We start from the raw sequence: 21,105 nt of genomic DNA, 5'->3' as shown, positions 1-21,105 counted from the left end.
GACCCAACCCCCGCCACCCGCCAAGCTCTCCTCGCGGGCCGCGACCTGATCCTGCACCGCGCCACACTCGCCAACCCCGGCGACGTCGCAGACCTCCTCGAAGGATCGGGCCGGGCCATCGAAGGTGCCGCCTGGGCGGGTCAGTAGGGGATTGCCCGATTCTCCTTGGCCCAGGCGTGTTCGGCCGCACTACCGATCGGTGGTGGGAACAGTCCTGCGATCATCCAGGTGTCGCGTGGCACTTCGGTCACATTGAATTCCAGATGCAGCCCGCGGTCGTGCGTGTACGGCGCGAGCATCGCGTCCAGCCCCTGCGTCATCCGCTTGCGCATTTCCGGATCCTCGAGCGTGCGAGCCAGATGGTCCACGGTGATCCGCACCGAAGCGTCGGTGGCCCGCCCTCCCACATAGAACGAATCCGCCGGAATCTCGTGATAGAGCACCACCGCGTAGAACTCCGGGAGGCCGAACCGCGCGTAGTACGCGGTAATCTCCTTGGCCAGACTCTCCTTGTCCGAGGCGGTGTAGGTGTTCGCGGGATGGTAGATGTGCCACAGCGGCATGACAATCGACTCCTGTTTCGAAGGCTCAGCGCAGAAAGGGAAGGGTGAGGTTCTCGACGGGTCCGTTCAAGCCCGACTTGACCTGCCGGGTGAACTCGTCCACCAGCACCTCGGTGGCCCCGCCCTCGAGTCCGTCGGCCAGCGCCGTGGCGACCTCCGCCGGGCTGAGTTTCTGGGCCTGAATCCCCTTGACCATGTCGGTGTCCGCGAAACCGAGGTGCACACCCACCACCTGGGTCCCCTGCCCGGCCAGCTCGATGCGCAGTGAATTCGTCAGCGACCACAGCGCCGCCTTCGACGCCCCGTAGGCCCCCGCGCCCGAACTCCACGACAGCACCGAGTGGATATCCACCAGCGCCCCACCGCCGTTCGCCTCCAGAATCGGCGCGAACGCCTGCGCGATACGCAGCGGCCCGAACACATTGGTCTCGAATGTCTCGACCACATCGGCCATTTCGGCCTTCAGCAGGGGAGCCGACCGCAGCACCCCGGCATTGTTGATCACGATCTCCACGTCGGTGGCCACTTCCGCCATCGCCGCAATGGAATCCGGGTCGGTGACCTCCAGCTCCAGCGGCACCACGCGCGGATCCGCACTCGCCTCCGGCTTACGCGCCGTCACATAGACCTTCGCCGCACCCCGCGCCAGCAACTCCTGCGTCAACGCACGGCCGAGTCCGCGCTGCCCGCCGGTGACAAGCGCGACAGCGCCCTCGATCCTGACCATCTCTACCTCCCTGAGTTCCAGCCTGTCTAACTTTATCTAACTATAGTCAGACTCTCGGGTCGATGGCCAGGTCAGGGTTCTGGGTGGGGGCGGACCATGGCTGAGGCCCCGCCCCGGAGTGCTTCCGGGGCGGGGCCTCAGGTTGAAAAGTGCTGCCAGGAGCTACTTTTCAGAGGTTTCCAAGCTCGGTCAGACCGTCTTGTTGAAGGCCTTCGCCTCGCGGCGGCGGCGGTGGAGGATGGGCTCGGTGTAGCCGTTGGGCTGCTTGGTGCCCTCGAGGACCAGTTCCTTTGCCGCCTGGAAGGCGATGGAGGCGTTGAAGTCCGGGGCCATCGGGAAGTACGAAGCGTCGCCGGCGTTCTGGCGGTCCACGACGGGGGCCATGCGCTCGAGGGAGGCGATGACGTCCGCTTCGGAGACGATGCCGTGGCGCAGCCAGTTGGCCATCAGCTGGGAGGAGATGCGCAGGGTGGCGCGGTCCTCCATGAGGCCGATGTCCTTGATGTCCGGCACCTTCGAGCAGCCGACGCCCTGGTCGATCCAGCGGACCACGTAGCCGAGGATGCCCTGGGAGTTGTTGTCCAGCTCCTGCTGGATCTCCTCGGGCGACCAGTTGGTGTCGGGGGCCAGCGGGATCTCGAGGATCTCGTCGACGGTGGCGCGCGGGCCGCCCTTGGCGATCTCGGCCTGCCGCTTGAACACGTCCACCTGGTGGTAGTGGGTGGCGTGCAGGGTGGCGGCGGTCGGGGACGGGACCCACGCGGTGTTGGCGCCCGACTTCGGGTGGCCGATCTTCTGGACCAGCATCTCGGCCATCAGATCCGGCATGGCCCACATGCCCTTGCCGATCTGCGCCTTGCCGGGCAGGCCGGTGGCCAGACCGGTGTCGACGTTCCAGTCCTCGTAGGACTTGATCCACTGCTGGGCCTTCATCTCGGCCTTGCGGACCATCGGCCCGGCCTCCATGGAGGTGTGGATCTCGTCGCCGGTGCGGTCCAGGAAGCCGGTGTTGATGAAGACCACGCGGTCCTTGGCGGCGAAGATGGACGCCTTCAGGTTCACCGTGGTGCGGCGCTCCTCGTCCATGATGCCGACCTTGAGGGTGTTGACCGGCAGGCCGACGACCTCTTCGATGCGGCCGAACAGCTCGTTGGTGAAGGCCACCTCGTCCGGGCCGTGCATCTTCGGCTTCACGATGTAGATCGAGCCGGTGCGGGTGTTCTTGAGCTCGGTGTCGCCGTTCAGCGCGTGCTTGGCGATCAGGACGGTGATCAGGCCGTCCATGATGCCCTCGGGAACCTCGTTGCCGGCCGCGTCGATGATCGCGTCGGAGGTCATCAGGTGACCCACGTTGCGCACGAACAGCAGCGAACGGCCGTGCAGCACAAGCTCACTGCCGTCGAGGGCGGTGTACACGCGGTCCGGGTTCATGGTGCGGGTGAAGGTCTTGCCGACCTTGGTCACCTTCTCGGCCAGCGTGCCCTTCATCAGGCCCAGCCAGTTGTGGTAGCAGAGGACCTTGTCCTCGGCGTCCACGGCCGCGACCGAGTCCTCGAAGTCCATGATCGTGGTGACCGCGGACTCCAGCACCACGTCCTTGACGCCCGCGGTGTCGGTGGAACCGATCGGGGAGGTCGGGTCGATCTGGATCTCGATGTGCAGGCCGTTGTGCTTGAGCAGCACCGACGTCGGGTTGGCCGGATCACCCAGGTAACCGACCAGGGCGTCGTTGTCGGCCAGGCCGATCTCGGTGCCGTCCTCGAGGCCGACGACCAGCTCGCCGTCCTCGATCGAGTACTTGGTGGAGCCGACGTGCGAGCCGGTGATCAGCGGCACCGCGTCGTCGAGGAAGTTGCGGGCCCACTCGATGACCTTGTCACCGCGGACCTTGTTGTAGCCCGAACCCTTCTCCGCGCCATTGGCCTCGGAGATGGCATCGGTGCCGTACAGCGCGTCGTAGAGCGAACCCCAGCGCGCGTTCGCGGCATTGATGGCGAAGCGGGCGTTCATCACCGGCACGACCAGCTGCGGTCCCGCCTGGGTGGCGATTTCGGCGTCCACGTTCTCGGTACCGATTTCGAAATCGGCCGGTTCGGGACGGAGATAGCCGATCTCGGTGAGGAACTGCTTGTAGGCAGCCTTGTCGTAGCCTGCGCCCGGGTTCGCGCGGTGCCACTCGTCGATCTTGGCTTGGATGTCGTCGCGTTCTGCGAGCAGAGCTCGGTTGCGAGGGGCGAGGTCGTTGATGACGGCCTCGGCACCCGACCAGAACGCGGCGGAATCAACACCGGTGCCGGGGAGGGCCTCGTTCTCCACAAAATCGTGGAGCACCTTGGCAACCTGCAGCCCGCCGACCTGAATCCGCTCTGTCATCTACTGCCTCATTTCGAGAAGCCGGGTGGAAAAAGTACGCGCGTCATATTACTCGCGGTTACCGGGCGGTATTTCACGGCCTCGGGGTTGAGGCCTCGCACGATGGGTCTTGATTGTATCGATCGGTACATTTAATGTACTGGTTGGAACATTTTTCGGCGGCTCGTCGCGAAGGTGCGATTCATGGGAAATCCCTTGTCCGGCAAGGTCTCTGTGGTAACGGGCGGCAGTCGCGGGCTCGGCCGGGAGATAGTCCTGGCGCTCGCCGAGGCGGGCTCGGATGTGGTCATCGCCAGCCGCAAGCTCGACGCGTGTGAGGAATTAGCCTCTGACGTGCGTGCCAAGACCGGGCGACGGGCGCTGCCGGTGGCCTGCAACGTGGGGGACTGGGCGCAGTGCGAGGCGCTCGTCGAGGCGGCTTACGGCGAGTTCGGCGCGGTGGACGTGCTCGTCAACAATGCCGGGATGTCGCTGCTCTATCCCAGCTTGGACCAGGTTTCCGAGGCCATGTTCGACAAGGTGATCGCCACCAATCTGAAGGGGCCGTTCCGGCTCTCGGCCCTGTTCGGGTCGCGGATGGCCGCGGCGGGCGGGGGATCGATCGTAAATATATCTTCGATCGAAGCCGTGCATCCGGAGCCGACGGCGGTGCCCTATGCCGCCGCGAAGGCCGGACTCGAGGCGCTGACCATGGGTTTCGCTCAGACCTACGGACCTGCCGTGCGGGTGAACACGATTCGCTGCGGGGCCTTCGGCACCGATATCGCCAAGGCATGGCCCGCGGGGCTGGCCGAAGAGCTGGCCCGCCACACCGCGCTCGGCCGCATCGGCGCGCCTGCCGATATCGTCGGGGCCGCACTGTTCTTCGCCTCGGACGCCTCGGCCTACTGCACCGGCTCGACGCTCGCCCTGGACGGCGGGATCCGGTGACCGCCGCCGTCCCCGCCCGCCGGCGTGGCCGCCCGCCCGCCTCGGCCTCCGGGCCGGGGGAGACCCGGGAGCGGATTATGGCCGCCGCGCTGGAGCTGTTCTCCGAGAAGGGATTCCACGGCACCGGTGTCGCCGAGATCGGGGACCGGGCCGATGTGCAGCGCGGCGCGCTGTACTACCACATCGGGTCCAAAGAAGAACTGCTGTGGGAGATCCTCGCCGAGTACACCCGGCTCATGCTGGCCGAGGCCGAACTCATCGCGCGCGGCTCGGACTATCCGGTCACCAAGCTGCGCAAGCTGATCCACTCGCATGTGCGGCTCATCATCGAGAACCGCCGCGCCGTCGCGATCCAGCTGCGGGACGTCACCGCGCTCAGCGGCGAGCGGGCGCGCGAACTGCAGGAGCTGCGCGACCGCATCCAGGCCCTGTGGCAGAGCGTCATCGACGCGGGCAAGGCCTCGGGCGTGCTGCGCACCGCCGACCACGTGGTCACCAACAGCGTGCTGGGCATGCTCAATTCGGTGACCTTCTGGTACCGCGCCGACGGGCAGCACACCCCCGACGAGATCGCGGCCATTCTCTGCACCACCGTCCTGGACGGACTCATCCAACCGCGCAAGAGCACGAAAGGCTGATCATGGCTTGGGATTTCGAGACGGACCCGGAGTATCAGAAGAAGCTGGACTGGGTCGCGGAGTTCGTCAGGACCGAGGTGGAACCCCTGGACCTGATCTACCCCAACCCGTACGACCGCACCAATCCGGAGATCCGCGCGCTCATGAAGCCGCTGCAGGAGAAGGTGAAAGAGCAGGAGCTGTGGGCCTGCCACCTGGGACCCGAACTCGGCGGCCCCGGCTACGGACAGCTGAAGCTGGCGCTGCTCAACGAGGTGCTCGGCACCTCGATGTGGGCTCCGCTGGTATTCGGCTGTCAGGCACCGGATTCCGGCAATGCGGAGATCCTCGCGCACTTCGGGACTCCCGAGCAGAAGGCGAGGTACCTGCAGCCGTTGCTCGACGGTGAGATCGGCTCCTGCTACGTCATGACCGAGCCCACCGGCGGCTCGGATCCGACGTCCTTCCAGACTCGGGCGGTCCGCGACGGCGACGAGTGGGTCATCAACGGCGAGAAGTGGTTCAACTCCGCCGCCGAATTCGCGACCTTCCATATCGTCATGGCCGTCACCGACCCGGACGCGCCGCCGCACCAGCGGCTTTCCATGTTCATCGTGCCCGCGGACACACCCGGCGTCGAGGTCGTGAAGAACTTCACCGTCCCCGGCTTCAGCGAACACGAAGGCCACCTGCGTTTCTCGAACGTCCGCATTCCCGCCGATTCGCTCCTCGGCGCGGAGGGCCTCGGCTTCATCGTCGCCCAGACCCGCCTCGGCGGCGGCCGCGTCCACCACGCCATGCGCACGGTCGCCCTGGTGCGCAAGGCCTTCGACATGATGTGCGAGCGCGCCGTCTCCCGCCCGATGGGCAAGGGCGTCCTCGGCGGCAAGCAACTGACCCAGGAGAAGATCGCCGAATCCTGGATCGAAATGGAACAGTTCCGACTCCTGGTGCTACGCACCGCGTGGCGCATCGACAAGGAACAGGACTACCGCAAGGTCCGCCACGACATCGCCGCCATCAAGGTCGCCATGCCGAAGGTCATGCACGACATCGCCCAGCGCGCAATGCATCTGCACGGTGCTCTCGGTGTGAGCACCGACCTCCCGTTCACCGACATGATGACCTACGCGCAGATCATGGCCATCGCCGACGGACCGACCGAGGTCCACACGATCACCCTCGCCAAGGAGGTCCTCAAGACCTACGCCCCGGCGGATCCGGTGTACCCCAGCGGTTATCGCCCGGCCCTGCGCGAGAAGGCCCGCGAATTGGTAGCCACCCGCCTCGAACACACCATCGCCAACCTCTAACCGTTTCCGTCGAGCGGCACATTCTGGAGGCGAATTGCGGACTATCCAGGCAAATCCCCTCCAGGATGTGCCGCTCGACGGTTAGAGGGTTTTGGGTTCGATCCAGAGGGCCTCGGCGAGGGCGCACAGGGCGCCGTCCGGGGTCGAAAGGGCCACGCCGACAGTGTGTTTGCGGCCGTCGCGGTGCAGGACCCAGGCGTGGGAGATGTAGTCGGCTCCGGCCAGGATGGGGGCCGTTTGGGTGGCGGTGAGGGCGGCGGTGAAGGTGCCGCGGCCCATGCCGGAGAAGATGAATCCGGCCAGGCCGCCGGGGCAGTCGAGGGCGGCCCAGACGATTTCCGGTGGGAGTTCGCCGTTCTCGTCGGCGAGGGCGGTGTCGGGGGTCCAGGCGGCCGCCATCACCTCACGGCCGGGAATCCGCCAGGGGAACAGTCGCAAGCCCCGGCCCGGCTCGCACGCCTCGCCGCAGCCGTAGCAGTCGGTGATAGTGCGACCCGGGTACGACAGCCGCGTTTCGACCGCTTCTTTCGCCTCGGACCAGGACGGGGTGGGGATCGGGTCGATCGTGAGTGTGGCGGTGCTCGCCTCGACCAGCACGGTGTCGTCGAGGGAGGTGAAGGCGGCGCGGCCGGATTCGGGTCGCGACAGCTGGAACGGGGTGCCCACCATGACCGGGCTGCGGAAGTCGACGCGCACGGTCTCGGCGTCGGCGTGCGGCGCGAGTAGGCCCGCGATGTAGCCGCCGAACACGATGTCCGGGTAGCCGTGGATGTGTTCGGGGAGGGTGAGCGCTTCCGCCTGGGTCATGGTGAAGGTCAACCTTTCCCGGCCTGGCGGCCGATCTACACGATCGACGATACCCAGCGGCCGTACCCGTGGTCTCGTGAGATTTCGCACCTCAAGACAGGGGTTGCGCTCCGCGCTGGGCCAGCATGATGGTCATCAGTCCCGCCTCCTGGGACTGGGCGGTGATCATGCCGCGCGCGGATTCCTTCACCGGGCCCGAGGCGATGAGCTGATCGGCCGCCTTCGCCATGGCCACGCCGCCGCGGTGGTGACGCAGCATGAGCTGCAGGAACAGGACCTCGGCGTCCTTGCCCTTCGCGACGGCCAGGGAGTCGAGTTCGGCCTGGGTGGCCATGCCCGGCATCGCCGTCCCATTGGTGCTGGTCATGGTCATCGAATGGTCGTGCGCGGCATCGGTGTTCATCCACGCCATCGGATGCTTGGAATCGGGTAAGGCATTGGCCAGGCGCAGCCAGCCGAGCGTGGTGCCGATCTCCATGCGCTGGGTGTCGCCGATCTGCTGGGCCAGCTGCCGCACGGTCGGATCGACGCCGGAATCCAAGCGCTGCACCATGATCAGCGCCTGCTCGTGGTGAGACGACATGTCCTGGGCGAAGCCGATCTCGACCTGGCTGAGCACCGGCGTCGCGGAACTGTTCTCGGAGAACACGACCGGGCGCAGCAGCATCCCGGCCGCGATCAGCGCGAGGGCGAGCACGACGGCCACCAGTGGCCGCCGGACCCGATCACCCAGGCGGACAGTCGTTGTGCCCTTGGGTTCAGCGTGTTCCGTCACGAGCCGACCACGGACTGCTGATCGGCGGGCGGCGTGTACACGTCGTCGGCGAGCTGCAACACCATGAAGCCGTTGTCATTACACGTCGCCCACAGCTGGCTGCCGTGCCACTCCGGCGGCGAGAAGCACCAGTCGCTGGACAGGTCGCCGAAGGTCACCATGCCGGTCCGCGCCGAGAGCGCCTGGCTCGGATCGAACTTGCCCTCCAAGATGGCCCGGGCCGCCGACGGGAACTCCATGCCGGGGACGCCGATGATCGAGGCCAGCGCGTGCGGGGAGTTCCACAACTCCAGATTGCGGCCCTTGCGCGCCGGCGGGTTGAAGTAGCCGATCTCCTTGGCGTGGAACGGATCCCGCACGTCGAAGACGCGGATGCCGGATTCCTCCCAGGCGCAGGCCAGCGCGGTCGGGTTGGTCGGGCGGTCCGCGGCGCAGTAGTGCGCGTCGTAGGAGAACACCGATCCGCCCATGGCCGAGGCCATCGCCGAATCCTGGTTCTCCGGCAGGTTGATCTCCAGCTTGATCTTGGTCGCTACGAACGGATTCGTCTCGTCGGAGATGTCGATGAGCTTCACCCCGCCCGCGCCGCCCTCGTCCACGGTGAACAGGTACGGCTTGCCGTCATAGGTGACCGGGATGCTGTGCTGGGTCGCCCAGCCGTCGGTCCAGAAGACCCGGCCCAGATGGGCGACTTGCGGGTTCGGATCGCGGCGCTGCACGGCGCTGATGTCCAGCACGGTGAATCCGGCCAGTGCGGACAGGTACATGCGATTGCCGTCCGGGCTGATCCCGAAGCCGTGCGCCTCGATTCCGGTGAGGCCCTGCCAGATCACGTGGGGATTCGCCGGATCGGTGAGGTCGACGGCGCTGACGAAACCGGGTGCGATACCCGAGGCCCAGTAGGTCCGCCCGTCCGGCGAGAAGCCGCCCTCGTGCGTCGTGATCGGCAGCGGCATCAGCAGATTCGTGCCCGCACCCGGGTTCAGCAGCCGCGGATGCGCGCAGTCGGAAATGTCGTAGACCGACAGGTACCCCGCACCCTCACCGATCGGAACACCGGTGCCCACCAGCAGTTTCCGCTCCGCATTGACCTTGAGCGACTCCCAGGTCCCGGCCAACATGGCGGGCTCGGTGAGGCTCCCGGTCACCACCGGATTCGCCGGATCGGAGACATCGAGCACCTGCACGCCCTGCGAGGGCCCGAGGATGTTGCCCGGGAACAACGATCCCGTGTACGAGCAGTGGTCATAGGTCGTCGAGGTGATGCCCGCGCCCTTGCCGACATACCCGCCGACGAACGACAGATTGCACCGATACCCCAGCGTGCTGCGCCCGCTGTTGCGGTCGTCGGCCGGAACATCGCCCTGCATACCGTTTTCCGGCAACGCGTCCGCGCCGCAGTCCGCGCGCGGCACCGAGGTCCGCCCGACATCCAGGAATTGCTGCACCTGATTCGCGAGATCGTCCTGCAGATCCGCCGACGCACCGTGCATCGGCAGCACGGCCGCCCCCAACAGCGTCACCGCCAGCACCGACGCCGACTTGGATCGGCGCATGCGCGTGAACCGCCTCATCGCGGTACCCCCGTCTTCGTTTCCAGCACAAGCCCCGTGAGCTGCCGCACATCAGGTTGGCCGCTGTGGTCACGGTTACGTCTCGAAACGCTAACCCATAAACTGACCGGCCGGTAGGGGTGGAGACAAAGATTGTCTGTGACACCGTTGGGGGAGTAGACCTGAGAGGTCGGCACCTCGAAGGGATGGGTGAGCAATGCGGAGAACGGGATTCGCGACCCTCCTCGCCTGCGCGGTCGCGATGGCGGGCGGATGCGACAGCTCGACCTCGACCGGTCCCGCGCAACCCGGTGCGCCGACGACCACGACCGGAGCGTTCACGGGCGGGAACATCGGCGACGACACCGGATCGCCGACCTCGCCCGCGCCCCAGCCGACGACACCCACTGATACCCCGCTCGCCGCTTGTGCCTCGGGAGCGGTCGACGTCACCGCGCAGAGCATGGGCGCGGCCACCAGCCACTACGGACTGACCCTGGTCTTCTCCATCGCCAACCCCACCCAGGCATGCACCCTCACCGGCTACCCCGGCATGGACGAGATCACCGATACCGGCGAGGTCATCCACGCCGAACGCACGCCCCGCGGCTACATCGGCGGACTCCCCTCGGACAATGACAAGCCACCCACAGTCGTAGTCAAATCCGGCCACCCCGCCCGCGCCATCGCCGAATCCGTAGCCTGCGGCGTCCTCGACAAACCCGACCCCAAGATCGCGAAAGTCGAAGTGACCCCACCGAACTCCACCGACACCCGCGTCATCGACACGTCCCTGACCGCCTGCAACCTGAAGATCCACCCGGTCACCGAGTAGCCGCGCGGCCATCGCCCCCGCTTACGGGCGTCCGGACGGACAGGGCTTCAGCGCAGCCTCGACGCCGTCCGCCGCCACGGCCAGTTGAGCCCGCACTCATATGCCTCCGGCAGCACGGGCGAGATGTCGCGGCGGCGATCGCCAGATCCGTTGCGGGACAGGGACAGGATGAGATCTGATCCATGTGTGGCGGCAGGGTCGTCGCCTAACCGGTACCTCGACGCACGGTCTGCGTCAGACTGATGTGGTGACGAACCTCAGCAAAGGCGCCAATGTGCCGGTGACCGCTTCCGCTGTTCGTGCGGTGGTGGGCTGGTCGGGTGGGCCCGGAGTGCCCGATATCGATGCGTCGGCGCTGCTGCTGACCGCATCCGGAAAGGTGCGCAGTGATGCGGATTTCGTGTTCTACAACCAACCGCGGCATATCAGCGGGGCGGTGCAGTATCCGGGGAAGCAGGGTACCGCCGATGCGCTCGAGGTGAATCTGGCTGGGGTGGAGGCGGATATCGAGCGGATCGCATTGTGCGCGTCCGCGGATGGCGGGACCTTCGGGCAGGTGCCCGGGCTGCATCTGCGGGTGCTCGACGCTGCCGGGGGATTCGAGATCGCTCGGTTCGATATTGCCGCCGGGCCGGAGACCGCCATGTTGTGCGGGGAGCTTTATCGGCGGGCGGGTTCGTGGAAGTTCCGCGCGGTAGGCCAGGGGTGGTCCAGCGGATTGGCGGGGCTGGCAACGGATTTCGGGATCACCGTCGACGAGGCACCGCCACAGCCGATTCCGACCGCGCCTCAGCCCACTCCCCACATGCCGCCCGGCCAGTTCGCGCCGCCTCCACCTGTGGGCCAGTTCCCGCCGTCCGCGCCCCAAGGGCAATTCCCACCGCCCGCGCCTGCGGGGCAGTATCCGCCGCCGCCCGCAGGGCAGTTCGCGCCTCCGCCGCCCGCCGTGCACCCCGCGCCTCCGTCGCCCGGTGGTCCCGGGATTCGGATGACCAAGGGGGAGGAGCGGTTGCCGATCGATATGCGGAAGCGGTTGTCGCTGCGGAAGGAGCAGGTTGCGGTCAATTTGGCCAAGCGGGGGATGCAGGGGCTGACCGCGCGAGTGGTGCTGGTGCTGGATGCTTCGGGGTCGATGACACAGCTGTACAAGAAGCGGGTGGTGCATCGGGTGGTGGAGCGGATGGCGGCGGTGGCCGCGCAGCTCGATGACAACGGGAGCATGCAGGCGTGGACCTTCGCCACGGAGGCGGCGCGGCTGCCCGATCTGAATATCGGGGAGCTGCCGCAGTGGCTGGAATTGCATGTGCGGGTGGGGGAGATGGGGATCTTCGGGCGGAGACGGCCGCCGCAGCTGCATCCCGGGCAGGTGGATATGCGCGCCATCGGTTTCGCCAACGATGAGCCGAAAGCCATTGCGCAGGTGCGTGATTACGTGCGATGGGAGCCGCTGCCCATGCCGACGCTGGTGCTGTTCTTCTCCGACGGCGGGGTGCACAAGAACCGGGAGATCGAACGCGAATTGCGTGCGGCCGTGGAGGAACCCATCTTCTGGCAGTTCATCGGATTGGGTCAGCGGGGTGGCTACGGCGTGCTCGAGCAGCTCGACACCATGGGCGGTCGCCGCGTCGACAATGTCGGATTCTTCGCCGTGGACGATATCGACAAGATCAGCGATGCGGAGCTCTACGATCGCCTGCTGGCGGAGTTCCCGTTCTGGATCACGGCCGCCGCTCGTGCGGGGATCCTGCGCTGACGGCGAGCAGGTCTCGGCAGGCGGTCAGCAGGCGGGTTCGCAAGGTCTCGGCACGGGCGGCGATGTCCGCCTGCGCCCGGACGTATTCGGCCCGGCCGGAGGGGGTTTCGATGCGGATCGGTTCGTAGCCGAACTCGAGCAGGTCGTAGGGGCTGGCCTTCATGTCGAGTTCGCGGGCCGCACAGGCCAGTTCGAACGCATCGAACAGCAGGTCGGAACCGATCAACGGGGTCAGTTTGAAGCCCCACTTGTAGATGTCCATGTTGGCGTGCAGGCAGCCGGGTTGTTCGCGGTCGACCTGGAGCTCACGGGTGAGCGGTTCGATATTGAGCGGCACCGCTTCGGGGGTGAAGAAGCGGAAGGCATCGAAATGGGTGCAGCGCAATTGCATCGATTCGACCACCGCATCCGTGCCGGCGGACCCCAGCCGCAGCGGGACCTGCTGATGGCGGACATCGTCGGTGCGATAGACCATGGCCCACTCGTGCAGCCCGAAGCAGGACAGCTGCGCCGGGCGCGTGGCGGTGGCCGCCAGCAACCGGGCGACGAATTCGACGGTATCGCGGCGCTTTTCGAGGAACTCAGGGTCGGCGGTCCAGCCGGTGTACAGCCCGCCGTCCGGAGCCTCGGCGGAGATCCGGTGGTAGCCACGGAATTCCGTGTACTCCGGAGCCTCGGCCAGGATCGCGCCGAACCCGGGGTGCCAGCGCTTGAGCTGCGCGGGCTTGTGGCCGTAATAGGTGAACAGGAAGTCGATCACCGGATGCTTCGAACCCGCCGCCCGCCGTTCCAGATACGGTCCGACCAGGGCCTCGACCCGATCGCGGTGGGCGGCCGCCCGGCCCCGCCAGTCGGGGCCGGACAGCCATTCGGGTCCGGGTAGTACGGAAACAGCGTTGCGCACGTTCATCATTCGGCGAGGCGGTGGGTGGCGTCGCGGACGGTGCCCACGAACTCCTCCACCAGATCTTCCAGGGCCACGATGCCGACCGTATTGCCGCGACTGTCGACCACGCGGCCCAGATGGGAATTGGTCCGGCGCAGGCGAGCCAGCGCCTCGTACAACGTGGTGCCCATGGACAGGGTGGGCAGCGGGCGGATATCGGTGCGGGGGATCGGCGTGCCGGGGCCCGCGTCATCGTCCGCGGTCAGGTCCAGCACGTCCTTGACGTGCAGGTAGCCGACCAGCGAGCCGTCGGCGGCGCGCACCGGGTAGCGGGAGAATCCCGTTTCGGCGACGGCGGATTCGATATCGCCCAGGGTGGTCCCGTCCCCGCGCAGCGGCACCGAGCGGGTCCGCGCCAGCGGCACCATCACATCGGCGACAATGCGGTCGCTGGTGCCCAGCGCCTGGGTGAGGCGGCGATGCTCCTCCTCGTCCAGCAGTCCCTCCGAACGGGATTCGCCGAACATCTCCGCCAGCTCCACCGAGGACACCGTGGAATCCAGCTCGTCCTTCGGCTCGATCCGCAAGGCGCGCAAGGTCAGATTGGCCGCGAAGTTGTAGACCGCGATCAACGGCTTGGCCAGCCGCAGCCACATCAGATGCAGCGGAACCAGCAGCAGCGCGGAGCGTTCCGGCCCGGCCAGCGCGATGTTCTTCGGGATCATCTCGCCCAGCAGGATGTGCAGGATCACCACGATGGTCAGCGCCAGCGCGAACGAGATCGGATGCAGCAGCGACTCCGGCACGCCGAGCAGATCGAACGGCCGCTCCAGCAGATGCGCCACCGCGGGCTCACCCACCCGGCCCAGCAGGATCGAGCAGATGGTGATGCCCAGCTGCGCGGCCGCCAGCATCATCGACAGATTCTGGCCCGCCTCGATCACCGTGTTGGCGCTGCGCTTGCCCTGTGCCGCAAGCGCTTCCAGCCGGTCGCGGCGCGCGGAGATGAGCGCGAACTCCGCGCCGACGAAGAACGCGTTGCCCAGCAGCAGCAGGAAGGTCAGCAGGACCGCGTACAGGTCACCCATGGCTGTGCTCCCAGTTCGCGAGGGCCTCGGCGTCGACCGGGCGGATCAGGACGCGGTCGATGCGACGGCCGTCCATGCGCTCGACCGTGGCGATCCAGCCGCCGGTGGTCTCCGGATCGAGCAGATTCGCCGGTTGCGGCAGCACGACCTCGTCGCCAGCCACCGGGATCCGGCCCAGCCGGGTCAGCACCAGACCGCCCAGGGTTTCGTATTCTCCCTCGGGCGCGTCGTATCCGGTGGCGCGGGACACCTCGTCGATGCGCAGCAGGCCCGAGCAGTTCCAGCCGGTCGGGGTGCGGCGCACATCGAGTTCCTCCTCGTCGTGCTCGTCGCGCACATCGCCGAGGATCTCCTCGATCAGATCCTCCATGGTGACGATGCCCGCGGTGCCGCCGTATTCGTCGACCACCAGCGCCACCTGCATGCCGTCGCGGCGCACCCGATCGAGGACCTCGTCACCGTCGAGGCTGGCCGGCACCACCGGCACCGGCTTGGCGATGGTCTTCAGCTTGATATTGCGGCGATCCTTCGCCGGATACACGAACACCTGCTTGACGTGCACGAACCCGAGCGTGTTGTCCAGATCGCCCTCGATCACGGGGAACCGGGAGTAGCCGGTCTCGCGCGCGGCGTCGACCAGATCCGCCAGAGTGCAGTCCTGATCCAGGGTTTCGATGGTCATGCGCGGGGTCATGAGCTCCTCCGCGGTGCGCTCACCGAACTGCAGCGAGCGATCCACCACCTGCGCGGTGCGCTGATCCAGCACGCCGTGCAGCGCGGAAGTCCGCACCAGCGAACCCAATTCCTGCGGCGAGCGCGCCGAGCGCAACTCCTCCGCCGGTTCGATGCCCACCCGGCGCACCGCCCAGTTGGCGGCCCCGTTCAGGAAGTTGATCATCCACTTGAACACCGTCGAGAACGCGATCATCGGCCCGGCGGTGAAGCGCGCCACCTCCAGCGGCGCGGCGATGGCGATGTTCTTGGGCACCAACTCGCCGTAGATCATCGACAGCGAGGTCGCGATGATCAGCGCCAGCGCCAGCGAAATGCCATGGGAGGTACCGGCACTCACGCCGAAGGCGTTGAACATCGGCTCCAGCAGGCGGGCCAGCACGGGCTCGGCGATATAACCGGTGATCAGCGTGGTGATGGTGATGCCCAGCTGCGCGCCCGAGAGCTGGAACGAGAGCGTGCGATGCGCGTGCCGCACCTGGCGGGCCCGGCGATCGCCCTCGCGGGCGTGCGCCTCCACGGTGGAGCGTTCCAGGGCGGTGAGCGAGAATTCGGCGGCGACGAAGAGCGCGGTGCCGGCGGTCAGGGCGATGAATCCGAGCAGACTGAGAACGGTGAGCAGAGCCGACACGGTCAGCACCACCTGGCCGTTCGCACTACCGATAGAGCGGGGACGCCGGGTTTGTCACCCGGCTCGGTAGAGGAGCCCTCCTGTGAAGCGCCCTTGGACGCGGGTGACAACTGGTTCCTTTCGCAGGGTTTGCTTGGCGGATGTACGCCACGGGTACCCATTTTTGGGCCCGGTCAGCTCATGTTACCGGGCGGGTTTCGAGGTTTCCGCACAGCGGGGCCGTATCACATTGCGGAGCAGCCCGAATCAACGCGGACCCGCACACGCGAAACCCGGCGGATCCTTCGGACCCGCCGGGTTTCGGCTGTGCAGTACTAGCGGGTGATCACCAACCGGACGGCAGCGGACGGCCCTCGGCGAAACCGGCGGCCGACTGCACACCCAGCGTGGCGCGCTCGTGGAACTCCGCGAGCGTGCGCGCACCGGCGTAGGTGCAGGAGCTGCGCACACCGGAGGTGATGTGGTCGATCAGATCCTCGACACCGGGGCGCTCGGGATCCAGGCGCATGCGCGAGGAGGAGATGCCCTCCTCGAACAGCGCCTTGCGGGCCCGGTCGAACGCCGAGTCGGTGGCGGTGCGGGCGGCCACCGCGCGCTTGGAGGCCATGCCGAAGGACTCCTTGTAGCGGTTGCCGTCGCGGTCGACGCGCAGGTCGCCGGGCGACTCGTAGGTGCCCGCGAACCAGGAGCCGATCATCACGTTGGACGCGCCGGCCGCGAGGGCCAGGGCCACGTCGCGCGGGTGGCGGACGCCGCCGTCGGCCCACACGTGCTTGCCGAATTCCTTGGCGGCCGCGGCACATTCGGCCACCGCCGAGAACTGCGGGCGGCCGACACCGGTCATCATGCGGGTGGTGCACATGGCGCCGGGGCCCACACCGACCTTGATGATGTCCGCGCCCGCCTCGATGAGGTCGCGCACGCCCTCGGCGGCGACCACATTGCCCGCGACCAGCGGCACACCCAGATCCAGGGCGGCAACGGTGCGCAGCGCTTCGATCATCTTCTCCTGATGTCCGTGCGCGGTGTCCATCACCAGCACGTCGGCTCCGGCGTCGACCAGGGCCTTGGCCTTGGCCGGGACGTCACCGTTGATGCCGACGGCCGCGGCGATGCGCAGCTGGCCGTTGGCGTCGGTGGCCGGGGTGTAGATGCCGGTGCGGATGGCGCCGGTGCGGGTCATCACGCCCGCGAGGGTGCCGTCGGTGTTGACCAGCACGGCGATATTGGTGTGCTTGGCCTCGAGCAGCGCGAAGATCTCGCGGGGCTCGGTATCGGCCGGAGCGGACACGAAGTTGGTGTCGGCGACGGTGCTCAGGCGCGCGAAGCGGTCGACGTCCGAGCAGGACGCCTCGGTCACCACGCCGACCGGCTTACCGTTCTCGACCACGATGACCGCACCGTGGGCGCGCTTGTGGATGAGGGCCAGCGCATCGGAGACCGACTGCTCGGGATCCAGCACCACGGGGGTGTCGGCCGTGAGCGAGCGGCTCTTGACGAAGGCGATGGTGTCGGCGGCCGCGGGAATCGGAAGATCCTGCGGCAGCACCACGATGCCGCCCCGGCGGGCGACGGTCTCGGCCATGCGGCGGCCGGCGACGGCTGTCATATTGGCGACCACGAGCGGAATGGTCGTGCCGGTCCCATCCGTGGAGGAGAGATCGACATCGAACCGGGACGCCACATCCGTCCGGCGGGGGACGAGGAAGACGTCGTCGTAGGTCAGGTCATAGGGCGGAGTCTGCCCGGGAAGAAACTGCACGTTGGACCATGATAGCTGAATGCTGGAAGTTCGCGGTGCGTTGGGTGGAAGAAATATGCCGAGCGGCCGCCGACGGTGTGCTCTACCTTCGCCAGCGTGACTGATCTCGCGGCGCTCGCCGATCGACTGGACATCGGCGACACCATCACCAAACTCTTCGTCTACTGCGACCAGGCGCGCTGGTCGGACCTGCGCGAGTCCGTGCTCGCCACCGAGGTGTACTTCGACAGCGGCTTCGGCGGACCGGTCGGGCCGGGGCCCGGCGGCGACATCGTCGACGACTGGGCCACCGGGCTGGGCGGCCTCGACGCCGTGCACCACCAGGCGGGCAATCACCTCATCGAGATCACCGGCGACACCGCGCTGGCGCACGCGGACGCCATCGCCGTGCACGTGAAGAACGATGCGCAGAACGGCACCACCCGGTGGTTCGTCGGCAGCTACGTGATCGGGCTGGAGCGCGGCGAGAAGGGCTGGCGCATCAACCGTTTCGAGTACAAGTTGAAGGTCATCGACGGCAACGCCGACCTGACCTGAGCAGGGCTCACGCGGTGGGGATGAACAGCGCCTCGAACGGCGGTTCCCCCACCGCGACGGTCGTGTGACCGCGTCCCTCGGTGTCGGCGGCCAGCACCAGATCGCCGGGTGCGAAGCGCCGCCGCGCACCGTCGGAGGTGGTCACCTCGATCGCGCCGCGCAACATGACCACCCACTGCCGCGCGGGGGCGGGATGCGGCTCGCTGTCGAAGCCGACGCTGCGCAGATAGGAGACACCGGCGGCCGAGGGCATGCCGCCGACCGCCATCGCGGGCACGCCGGGCGCGAGAGACCGGTCCGCCAAAGGGATTTCGGCATCGGCGAACACGGACCCACCGTCGGTGGTGGAGTCGATCACGGTGTAGCGCAGGGTCTTTCGTTCGATCATGAAGTCGATGCTCGCCGGTCGGCGGGCCGTCCGCGATTCCCCGGAGGGAATGGCGCGGACGCGATGCCCATCGTCGATCCGGATGGTTCGGCCGGTGTGCGTGACAGCCCACCAGAAGAGTTTGCCAAAAGATTGCCAGAGCTGTGTGAGGGCTCCGAGTTATCTCAATCTCGTCCGATTTGCCGGAAAACTCGCCGGATTTCGCGGGCGTGTCGTAGGAACATCCAAACGTGTTGGCGTCAACGGGAAGTGCGGCGTGCGCCCGGCTTCCGCTTCTTGTTGTGCGGACGGCTCTCGCCCTTGGGCCGCGTCCACACCCGAGGCTGGTCGCGCGAATCCGATTGGGCGGCTACGGGCGTCGATGGATCGGATACCGGGCGACCCGAGGGGCGGCGGGCGCCGGTGATCTCGGCGAGCCGCCGATCACCCGGGCGAACCTCCACGTCGGTGAGCGTGAGACCGGCGAGCCGAGCCAGCTGGGCGGCCTCGTCGGCATTGTCGGGGGTGACGATGGTGACCACCGTGCCGGAGGCGCCCGCGCGGGCGGTGCGGCCGGTCCGGTGCAGATAGTCCTTCGGATCGGCGGGCAGGTCGACGTGCACGACCAGCGAGACGTCGTCGATATGCAGGCCACGCGCGGCGATATCGGTGGCGACCAGCACCGGCGCGGTGCCGTCCGCGAACGCGGCCAGGGTCCGGGTGCGCTGGTTCTGCACCTTCCCGCCGTGCAGCGCGACCGCCCCGATGCCCTCCTCGCGCAGCTTGCGCGCCAGCTTGTCGGCGCCGTACTGGGTTTTCACGAACAGCAGGGTGCGTCCCGACCTGGCCGCGATCTCGGTGACGACCAGCCGCTTGTCGGTGCGCCGCACCCGCAGCGCGTAGTGCGCGATTTCCGGGACCGCCGATGCGCGCGCAGCACCCCCGCTGCTGGCCTGTGCACCCGAATCTGCCACTGTGCCCGAATCCGCCGGTACGCCCGAATCCGCCTCGGTCCGAGCAGGGTCCGTGCCCTGCGTAGCTGCCGCGCCCGACTCGCCGCCGGAAGACTCCGTGCCGACCGAATGCCAGGCCGGATCGCGTAGATAACGCTGCGCCAGTTCGTCGATCGCGCCGTCGAGGGTCGCGGAGAACAGCAACTGCTGAGCGTCGCCGGGCACCTTGTTGAGCAGGGCCGTGAGCTGCGGCAGGAAGCCGAGTTCGGCCATGTGGTCAGCCTCGTCCACTGTGACCACCCGAATATCGGTCAGCGCCACGGCCTTCCGTCCGAGCAGGTCGGTCAGCCGTCCCGGCGTCGCGATGACCACGTCCACCCCGCGCGCGATCCGCTCCTCCTGCTTCTTGATCGGCAGCCCGCCGACCGCGGTGGCCAAGCGCAAGCCGAGCGCCAGCGCGGGCTCGTCCAGCGCCGATTCGATCTGCATGGCCAGTTCCCGGGTCGGAGCCAGGATCAGGCCGCGCGGGCGCTTGGGCTGGCTCGGGGCGCCGAACAGCCGGGCCAGCAGCGGCAGCCCGAAGGCGAGGGTCTTGCCGGAACCCGTGGCGGCCCGCCCCAGCACATCGCGCCCGGCCAGGATGTCCGGAATCACCGCGCGCTGCACCGGGAATGGCTTGTCGATCCCGTTGCGCCGCAGCGCCTGCACCAACACCACGGGCAGCCCGAGATCGGCGAACGTGGCCGGCGTCGACCCCTCCGCGGCGGACGAGTGCTTGGCGGTGGGCGACGCGGCGGTGTGGATTTCGGCCTCCTGGGCTGGATTCGAGTGTGTTCCGGACGCGGGTGAGCGCGTTCCGGACGTGGGCACGGCGGAACCCGCCGCGCCCGAGCCGGATTCGGGGACGTGCGGGTGGGTTTCAGGCACGGCTGACCAGTCGGCTGAGTTCGACCAGCCAGGGGATGGCCACCGCGAGGGTCGGGACCACGAGGATGGCCAGCGCCGCCAGATACGCGGCGACGGCGATGCGCAGATCGCCGATGGGACCGGCGAGGCGCTGGATGCGGATCAGGGTGGTGGGGCCGCCGACGGCCATCGCGCCCTGCGGGGCGGGCGAATTCGAGCAGGCCACCAGCGCGCGGGCCAGGGGCGTGGGCCCGGTGACCTTGACCGCCGAGTCGTCGGCGAGCAGCTCGATGAGCAGCTTCACCGAGTCCAGCGCGGATTTCGAGCGCACCACCCGCGGGAACGCCTCGTGCGCGGCGGTGAACGCCTCGAGCACCAGGTCGTGGCGGGCGCGCAGGTGGGAGCGCTCATGGCTGACGATGGCGGTCAGTTCCTGATCGGACAGGTTGGTGACGGTGCCCTGGCTCAGCACCACGCGCTGGCGAATGCCGGGCAGGCAGTAGGCGATCGGCTCGGTGGCCGCCAGCACCCGGATATCGGCCGCCTTGCGTTGCACGCTGGACTGATCGAGCAGGTCGACCAGCATGCGATGGCGGGCGCGGCGACGCCGGGTGTGGATGCCGACCCGGATCACCGACCAGATGAGCCGGGCGCCGACCAGCAGGGTGAGCGCGAAGACGAACACCAGCGCCAGCCACAGCGGCAGACCCAGCGCGTCGATCTCCTTGCTGGGCGTGGTGGTGGGGCGGCCGTCCGCGCCGGGCACCAGCAGCCGCGAGGCGATGGCGAGCCCGGAACCGAAGGCGGACAGCACCGCCGCCAGCGCGATCGCCTGCCAAAGCACCAGCGCCGCACGGGGACTGCGATAGGGCCAGGTGGCTCGGCTGAGCAGCGCTGGCACCGGTCCCGCCAACAACAGGGCGAGACCGGCGAATACCGGCGCTGTCCAGTCCAATGTCCTCAGCTCACTGCGTTGTGGGGCTCGGGCCGAGGATAC

At 67.8% G+C, this 21,105-nt stretch carries 19 protein-coding genes; 6 read left to right on the top strand and 13 right to left on the bottom strand.

From position 1 onward, the window contains the following. Positions 1 to 140: 140 nt before the first annotated feature. The 3 genes from ACAM49_RS16760 to ACAM49_RS16750 form a co-directional block, all read right to left on the bottom strand. Complete coding sequence (locus ACAM49_RS16760; protein ID WP_369636437.1) at positions 141 to 563, bottom strand: tautomerase family protein; 423 nt, start codon at positions 561 to 563, stop codon at positions 141 to 143. 25 nt (positions 564 to 588) lie between these two features. Beyond that, entirely contained in the window at positions 589 to 1,290 is a 702-nt protein-coding gene (locus ACAM49_RS16755; RefSeq protein ID WP_369636436.1) for an SDR family oxidoreductase, read from the bottom strand. A gap of 189 nt (positions 1,291 to 1,479) precedes the next feature. Next, positions 1,480 to 3,663 (bottom strand): malate synthase G, encoded by a 2,184-nt coding sequence (locus ACAM49_RS16750; protein ID WP_369636435.1) that lies wholly within the window; start codon positions 3,661 to 3,663, stop codon positions 1,480 to 1,482. A gap of 183 nt (positions 3,664 to 3,846) precedes the next feature. On the opposite strand from ACAM49_RS16750, the gene ACAM49_RS16745 reads away from it, so the two are divergent. From ACAM49_RS16745 to ACAM49_RS16735, 3 genes are all read left to right on the top strand, one after another. Next, positions 3,847 to 4,593 (top strand): SDR family NAD(P)-dependent oxidoreductase, encoded by a 747-nt coding sequence (locus tag ACAM49_RS16745; protein ID WP_369636434.1) that lies wholly within the window; start codon positions 3,847 to 3,849, stop codon positions 4,591 to 4,593. A 77-nt stretch (positions 4,594 to 4,670) separates the two neighbouring features. Continuing rightward, positions 4,671 to 5,231 (top strand): TetR/AcrR family transcriptional regulator, encoded by a 561-nt coding sequence (locus tag ACAM49_RS16740; RefSeq protein ID WP_369636441.1) that lies wholly within the window; start codon positions 4,671 to 4,673, stop codon positions 5,229 to 5,231. 2 nt (positions 5,232 to 5,233) lie between these two features. Next, positions 5,234 to 6,523 carry an acyl-CoA dehydrogenase family protein gene (locus ACAM49_RS16735; protein ID WP_369636433.1) on the top strand — a complete coding sequence of 430 codons (1,290 nt, stop codon included), beginning with the start codon at positions 5,234 to 5,236 and terminating at the stop codon, positions 6,521 to 6,523. Between the two features lie 81 nt (positions 6,524 to 6,604). Here ACAM49_RS16735 and ACAM49_RS16730 read toward each other — a convergent pair whose 3' ends face one another. The 3 genes from ACAM49_RS16730 to ACAM49_RS16720 form a co-directional block, all read right to left on the bottom strand. Further along, positions 6,605 to 7,330 (bottom strand): hypothetical protein, encoded by a 726-nt coding sequence (locus ACAM49_RS16730; protein ID WP_369636432.1) that lies wholly within the window; start codon positions 7,328 to 7,330, stop codon positions 6,605 to 6,607. A 91-nt stretch (positions 7,331 to 7,421) separates the two neighbouring features. After that, a complete protein-coding gene (locus ACAM49_RS16725) occupies positions 7,422 to 7,997 on the bottom strand; it encodes a DUF305 domain-containing protein (protein WP_369636440.1) in 576 nt (191 codons plus the stop codon). Between the two features lie 104 nt (positions 7,998 to 8,101). Beyond that, the gene (locus ACAM49_RS16720) at positions 8,102 to 9,679 is read right to left on the bottom strand and encodes an LVIVD repeat-containing protein (RefSeq protein WP_369636431.1); all 1,578 of its coding nucleotides are present in this window, start codon (positions 9,677 to 9,679) and stop codon (positions 8,102 to 8,104) included. Between the two features lie 196 nt (positions 9,680 to 9,875). On the opposite strand from ACAM49_RS16720, the gene ACAM49_RS16715 reads away from it, so the two are divergent. Both ACAM49_RS16715 and ACAM49_RS16710 read left to right on the top strand, forming a co-directional pair. Continuing rightward, positions 9,876 to 10,493, top strand: coding sequence for a DUF4232 domain-containing protein (locus ACAM49_RS16715; RefSeq protein WP_369636430.1), 618 nt, complete (start codon positions 9,876 to 9,878; stop codon positions 10,491 to 10,493). A 247-nt stretch (positions 10,494 to 10,740) separates the two neighbouring features. Beyond that, positions 10,741 to 12,246 carry a VWA domain-containing protein gene (locus tag ACAM49_RS16710; RefSeq protein WP_369636429.1) on the top strand — a complete coding sequence of 502 codons (1,506 nt, stop codon included), beginning with the start codon at positions 10,741 to 10,743 and terminating at the stop codon, positions 12,244 to 12,246. Here the strand turns inward: ACAM49_RS16710 and ACAM49_RS16705 are convergent. From ACAM49_RS16705 to ACAM49_RS16690, 4 genes are all read right to left on the bottom strand, one after another. Further along, the gene (locus ACAM49_RS16705) at positions 12,212 to 13,111 is read right to left on the bottom strand and encodes a 3-methyladenine DNA glycosylase (RefSeq protein WP_369636439.1); all 900 of its coding nucleotides are present in this window, start codon (positions 13,109 to 13,111) and stop codon (positions 12,212 to 12,214) included. The two genes, ACAM49_RS16710 and ACAM49_RS16705, sit on opposite strands and share 35 nt — an antisense overlap. Positions 13,112 to 13,155: 44 nt before the next feature. Continuing rightward, entirely contained in the window at positions 13,156 to 14,220 is a 1,065-nt protein-coding gene (locus ACAM49_RS16700; RefSeq protein WP_369636428.1) for a hemolysin family protein, read from the bottom strand. After that, complete coding sequence (locus tag ACAM49_RS16695; protein ID WP_369636427.1) at positions 14,213 to 15,583, bottom strand: hemolysin family protein; 1,371 nt, start codon at positions 15,581 to 15,583, stop codon at positions 14,213 to 14,215. Before ACAM49_RS16695 ends, ACAM49_RS16700 begins: the two co-directional genes overlap by 8 nt. 325 nt (positions 15,584 to 15,908) lie before the next feature. Then, positions 15,909 to 17,345: a GuaB1 family IMP dehydrogenase-related protein gene (locus tag ACAM49_RS16690; RefSeq protein WP_369636426.1), complete on the bottom strand. Its 1,437-nt coding sequence runs from the start codon at positions 17,343 to 17,345 to the stop codon at positions 15,909 to 15,911. 96 nt (positions 17,346 to 17,441) lie between these two features. Here ACAM49_RS16690 and ACAM49_RS16685 point away from each other — a divergent pair, with 96 nt between their 5' ends. Continuing rightward, positions 17,442 to 17,882, top strand: coding sequence for a nuclear transport factor 2 family protein (locus ACAM49_RS16685; RefSeq protein WP_369636425.1), 441 nt, complete (start codon positions 17,442 to 17,444; stop codon positions 17,880 to 17,882). A gap of 7 nt (positions 17,883 to 17,889) precedes the next feature. Here ACAM49_RS16685 and ACAM49_RS16680 read toward each other — a convergent pair whose 3' ends face one another. The 3 genes from ACAM49_RS16680 to ACAM49_RS16670 form a co-directional block, all read right to left on the bottom strand. Further along, positions 17,890 to 18,270: a hypothetical protein gene (locus ACAM49_RS16680; RefSeq protein WP_369636424.1), complete on the bottom strand. Its 381-nt coding sequence runs from the start codon at positions 18,268 to 18,270 to the stop codon at positions 17,890 to 17,892. Between the two features lie 239 nt (positions 18,271 to 18,509). Next, positions 18,510 to 19,910 carry a DEAD/DEAH box helicase gene (locus ACAM49_RS16675; protein ID WP_369636438.1) on the bottom strand — a complete coding sequence of 467 codons (1,401 nt, stop codon included), beginning with the start codon at positions 19,908 to 19,910 and terminating at the stop codon, positions 18,510 to 18,512. 211 nt (positions 19,911 to 20,121) lie between these two features. Next, the gene (locus ACAM49_RS16670) at positions 20,122 to 21,063 is read right to left on the bottom strand and encodes a M48 family metalloprotease (RefSeq protein ID WP_369636423.1); all 942 of its coding nucleotides are present in this window, start codon (positions 21,061 to 21,063) and stop codon (positions 20,122 to 20,124) included. Positions 21,064 to 21,105 lie beyond the last annotated feature (42 nt).

The sequence above is a fragment of the Nocardia sp. JMUB6875 genome (genome assembly GCF_041154655.1).
In the GTDB taxonomy this organism is placed as follows: domain Bacteria; phylum Actinomycetota; class Actinomycetes; order Mycobacteriales; family Mycobacteriaceae; genus Nocardia.
This window is presented reverse-complemented; position numbering and strand designations above follow the sequence as displayed.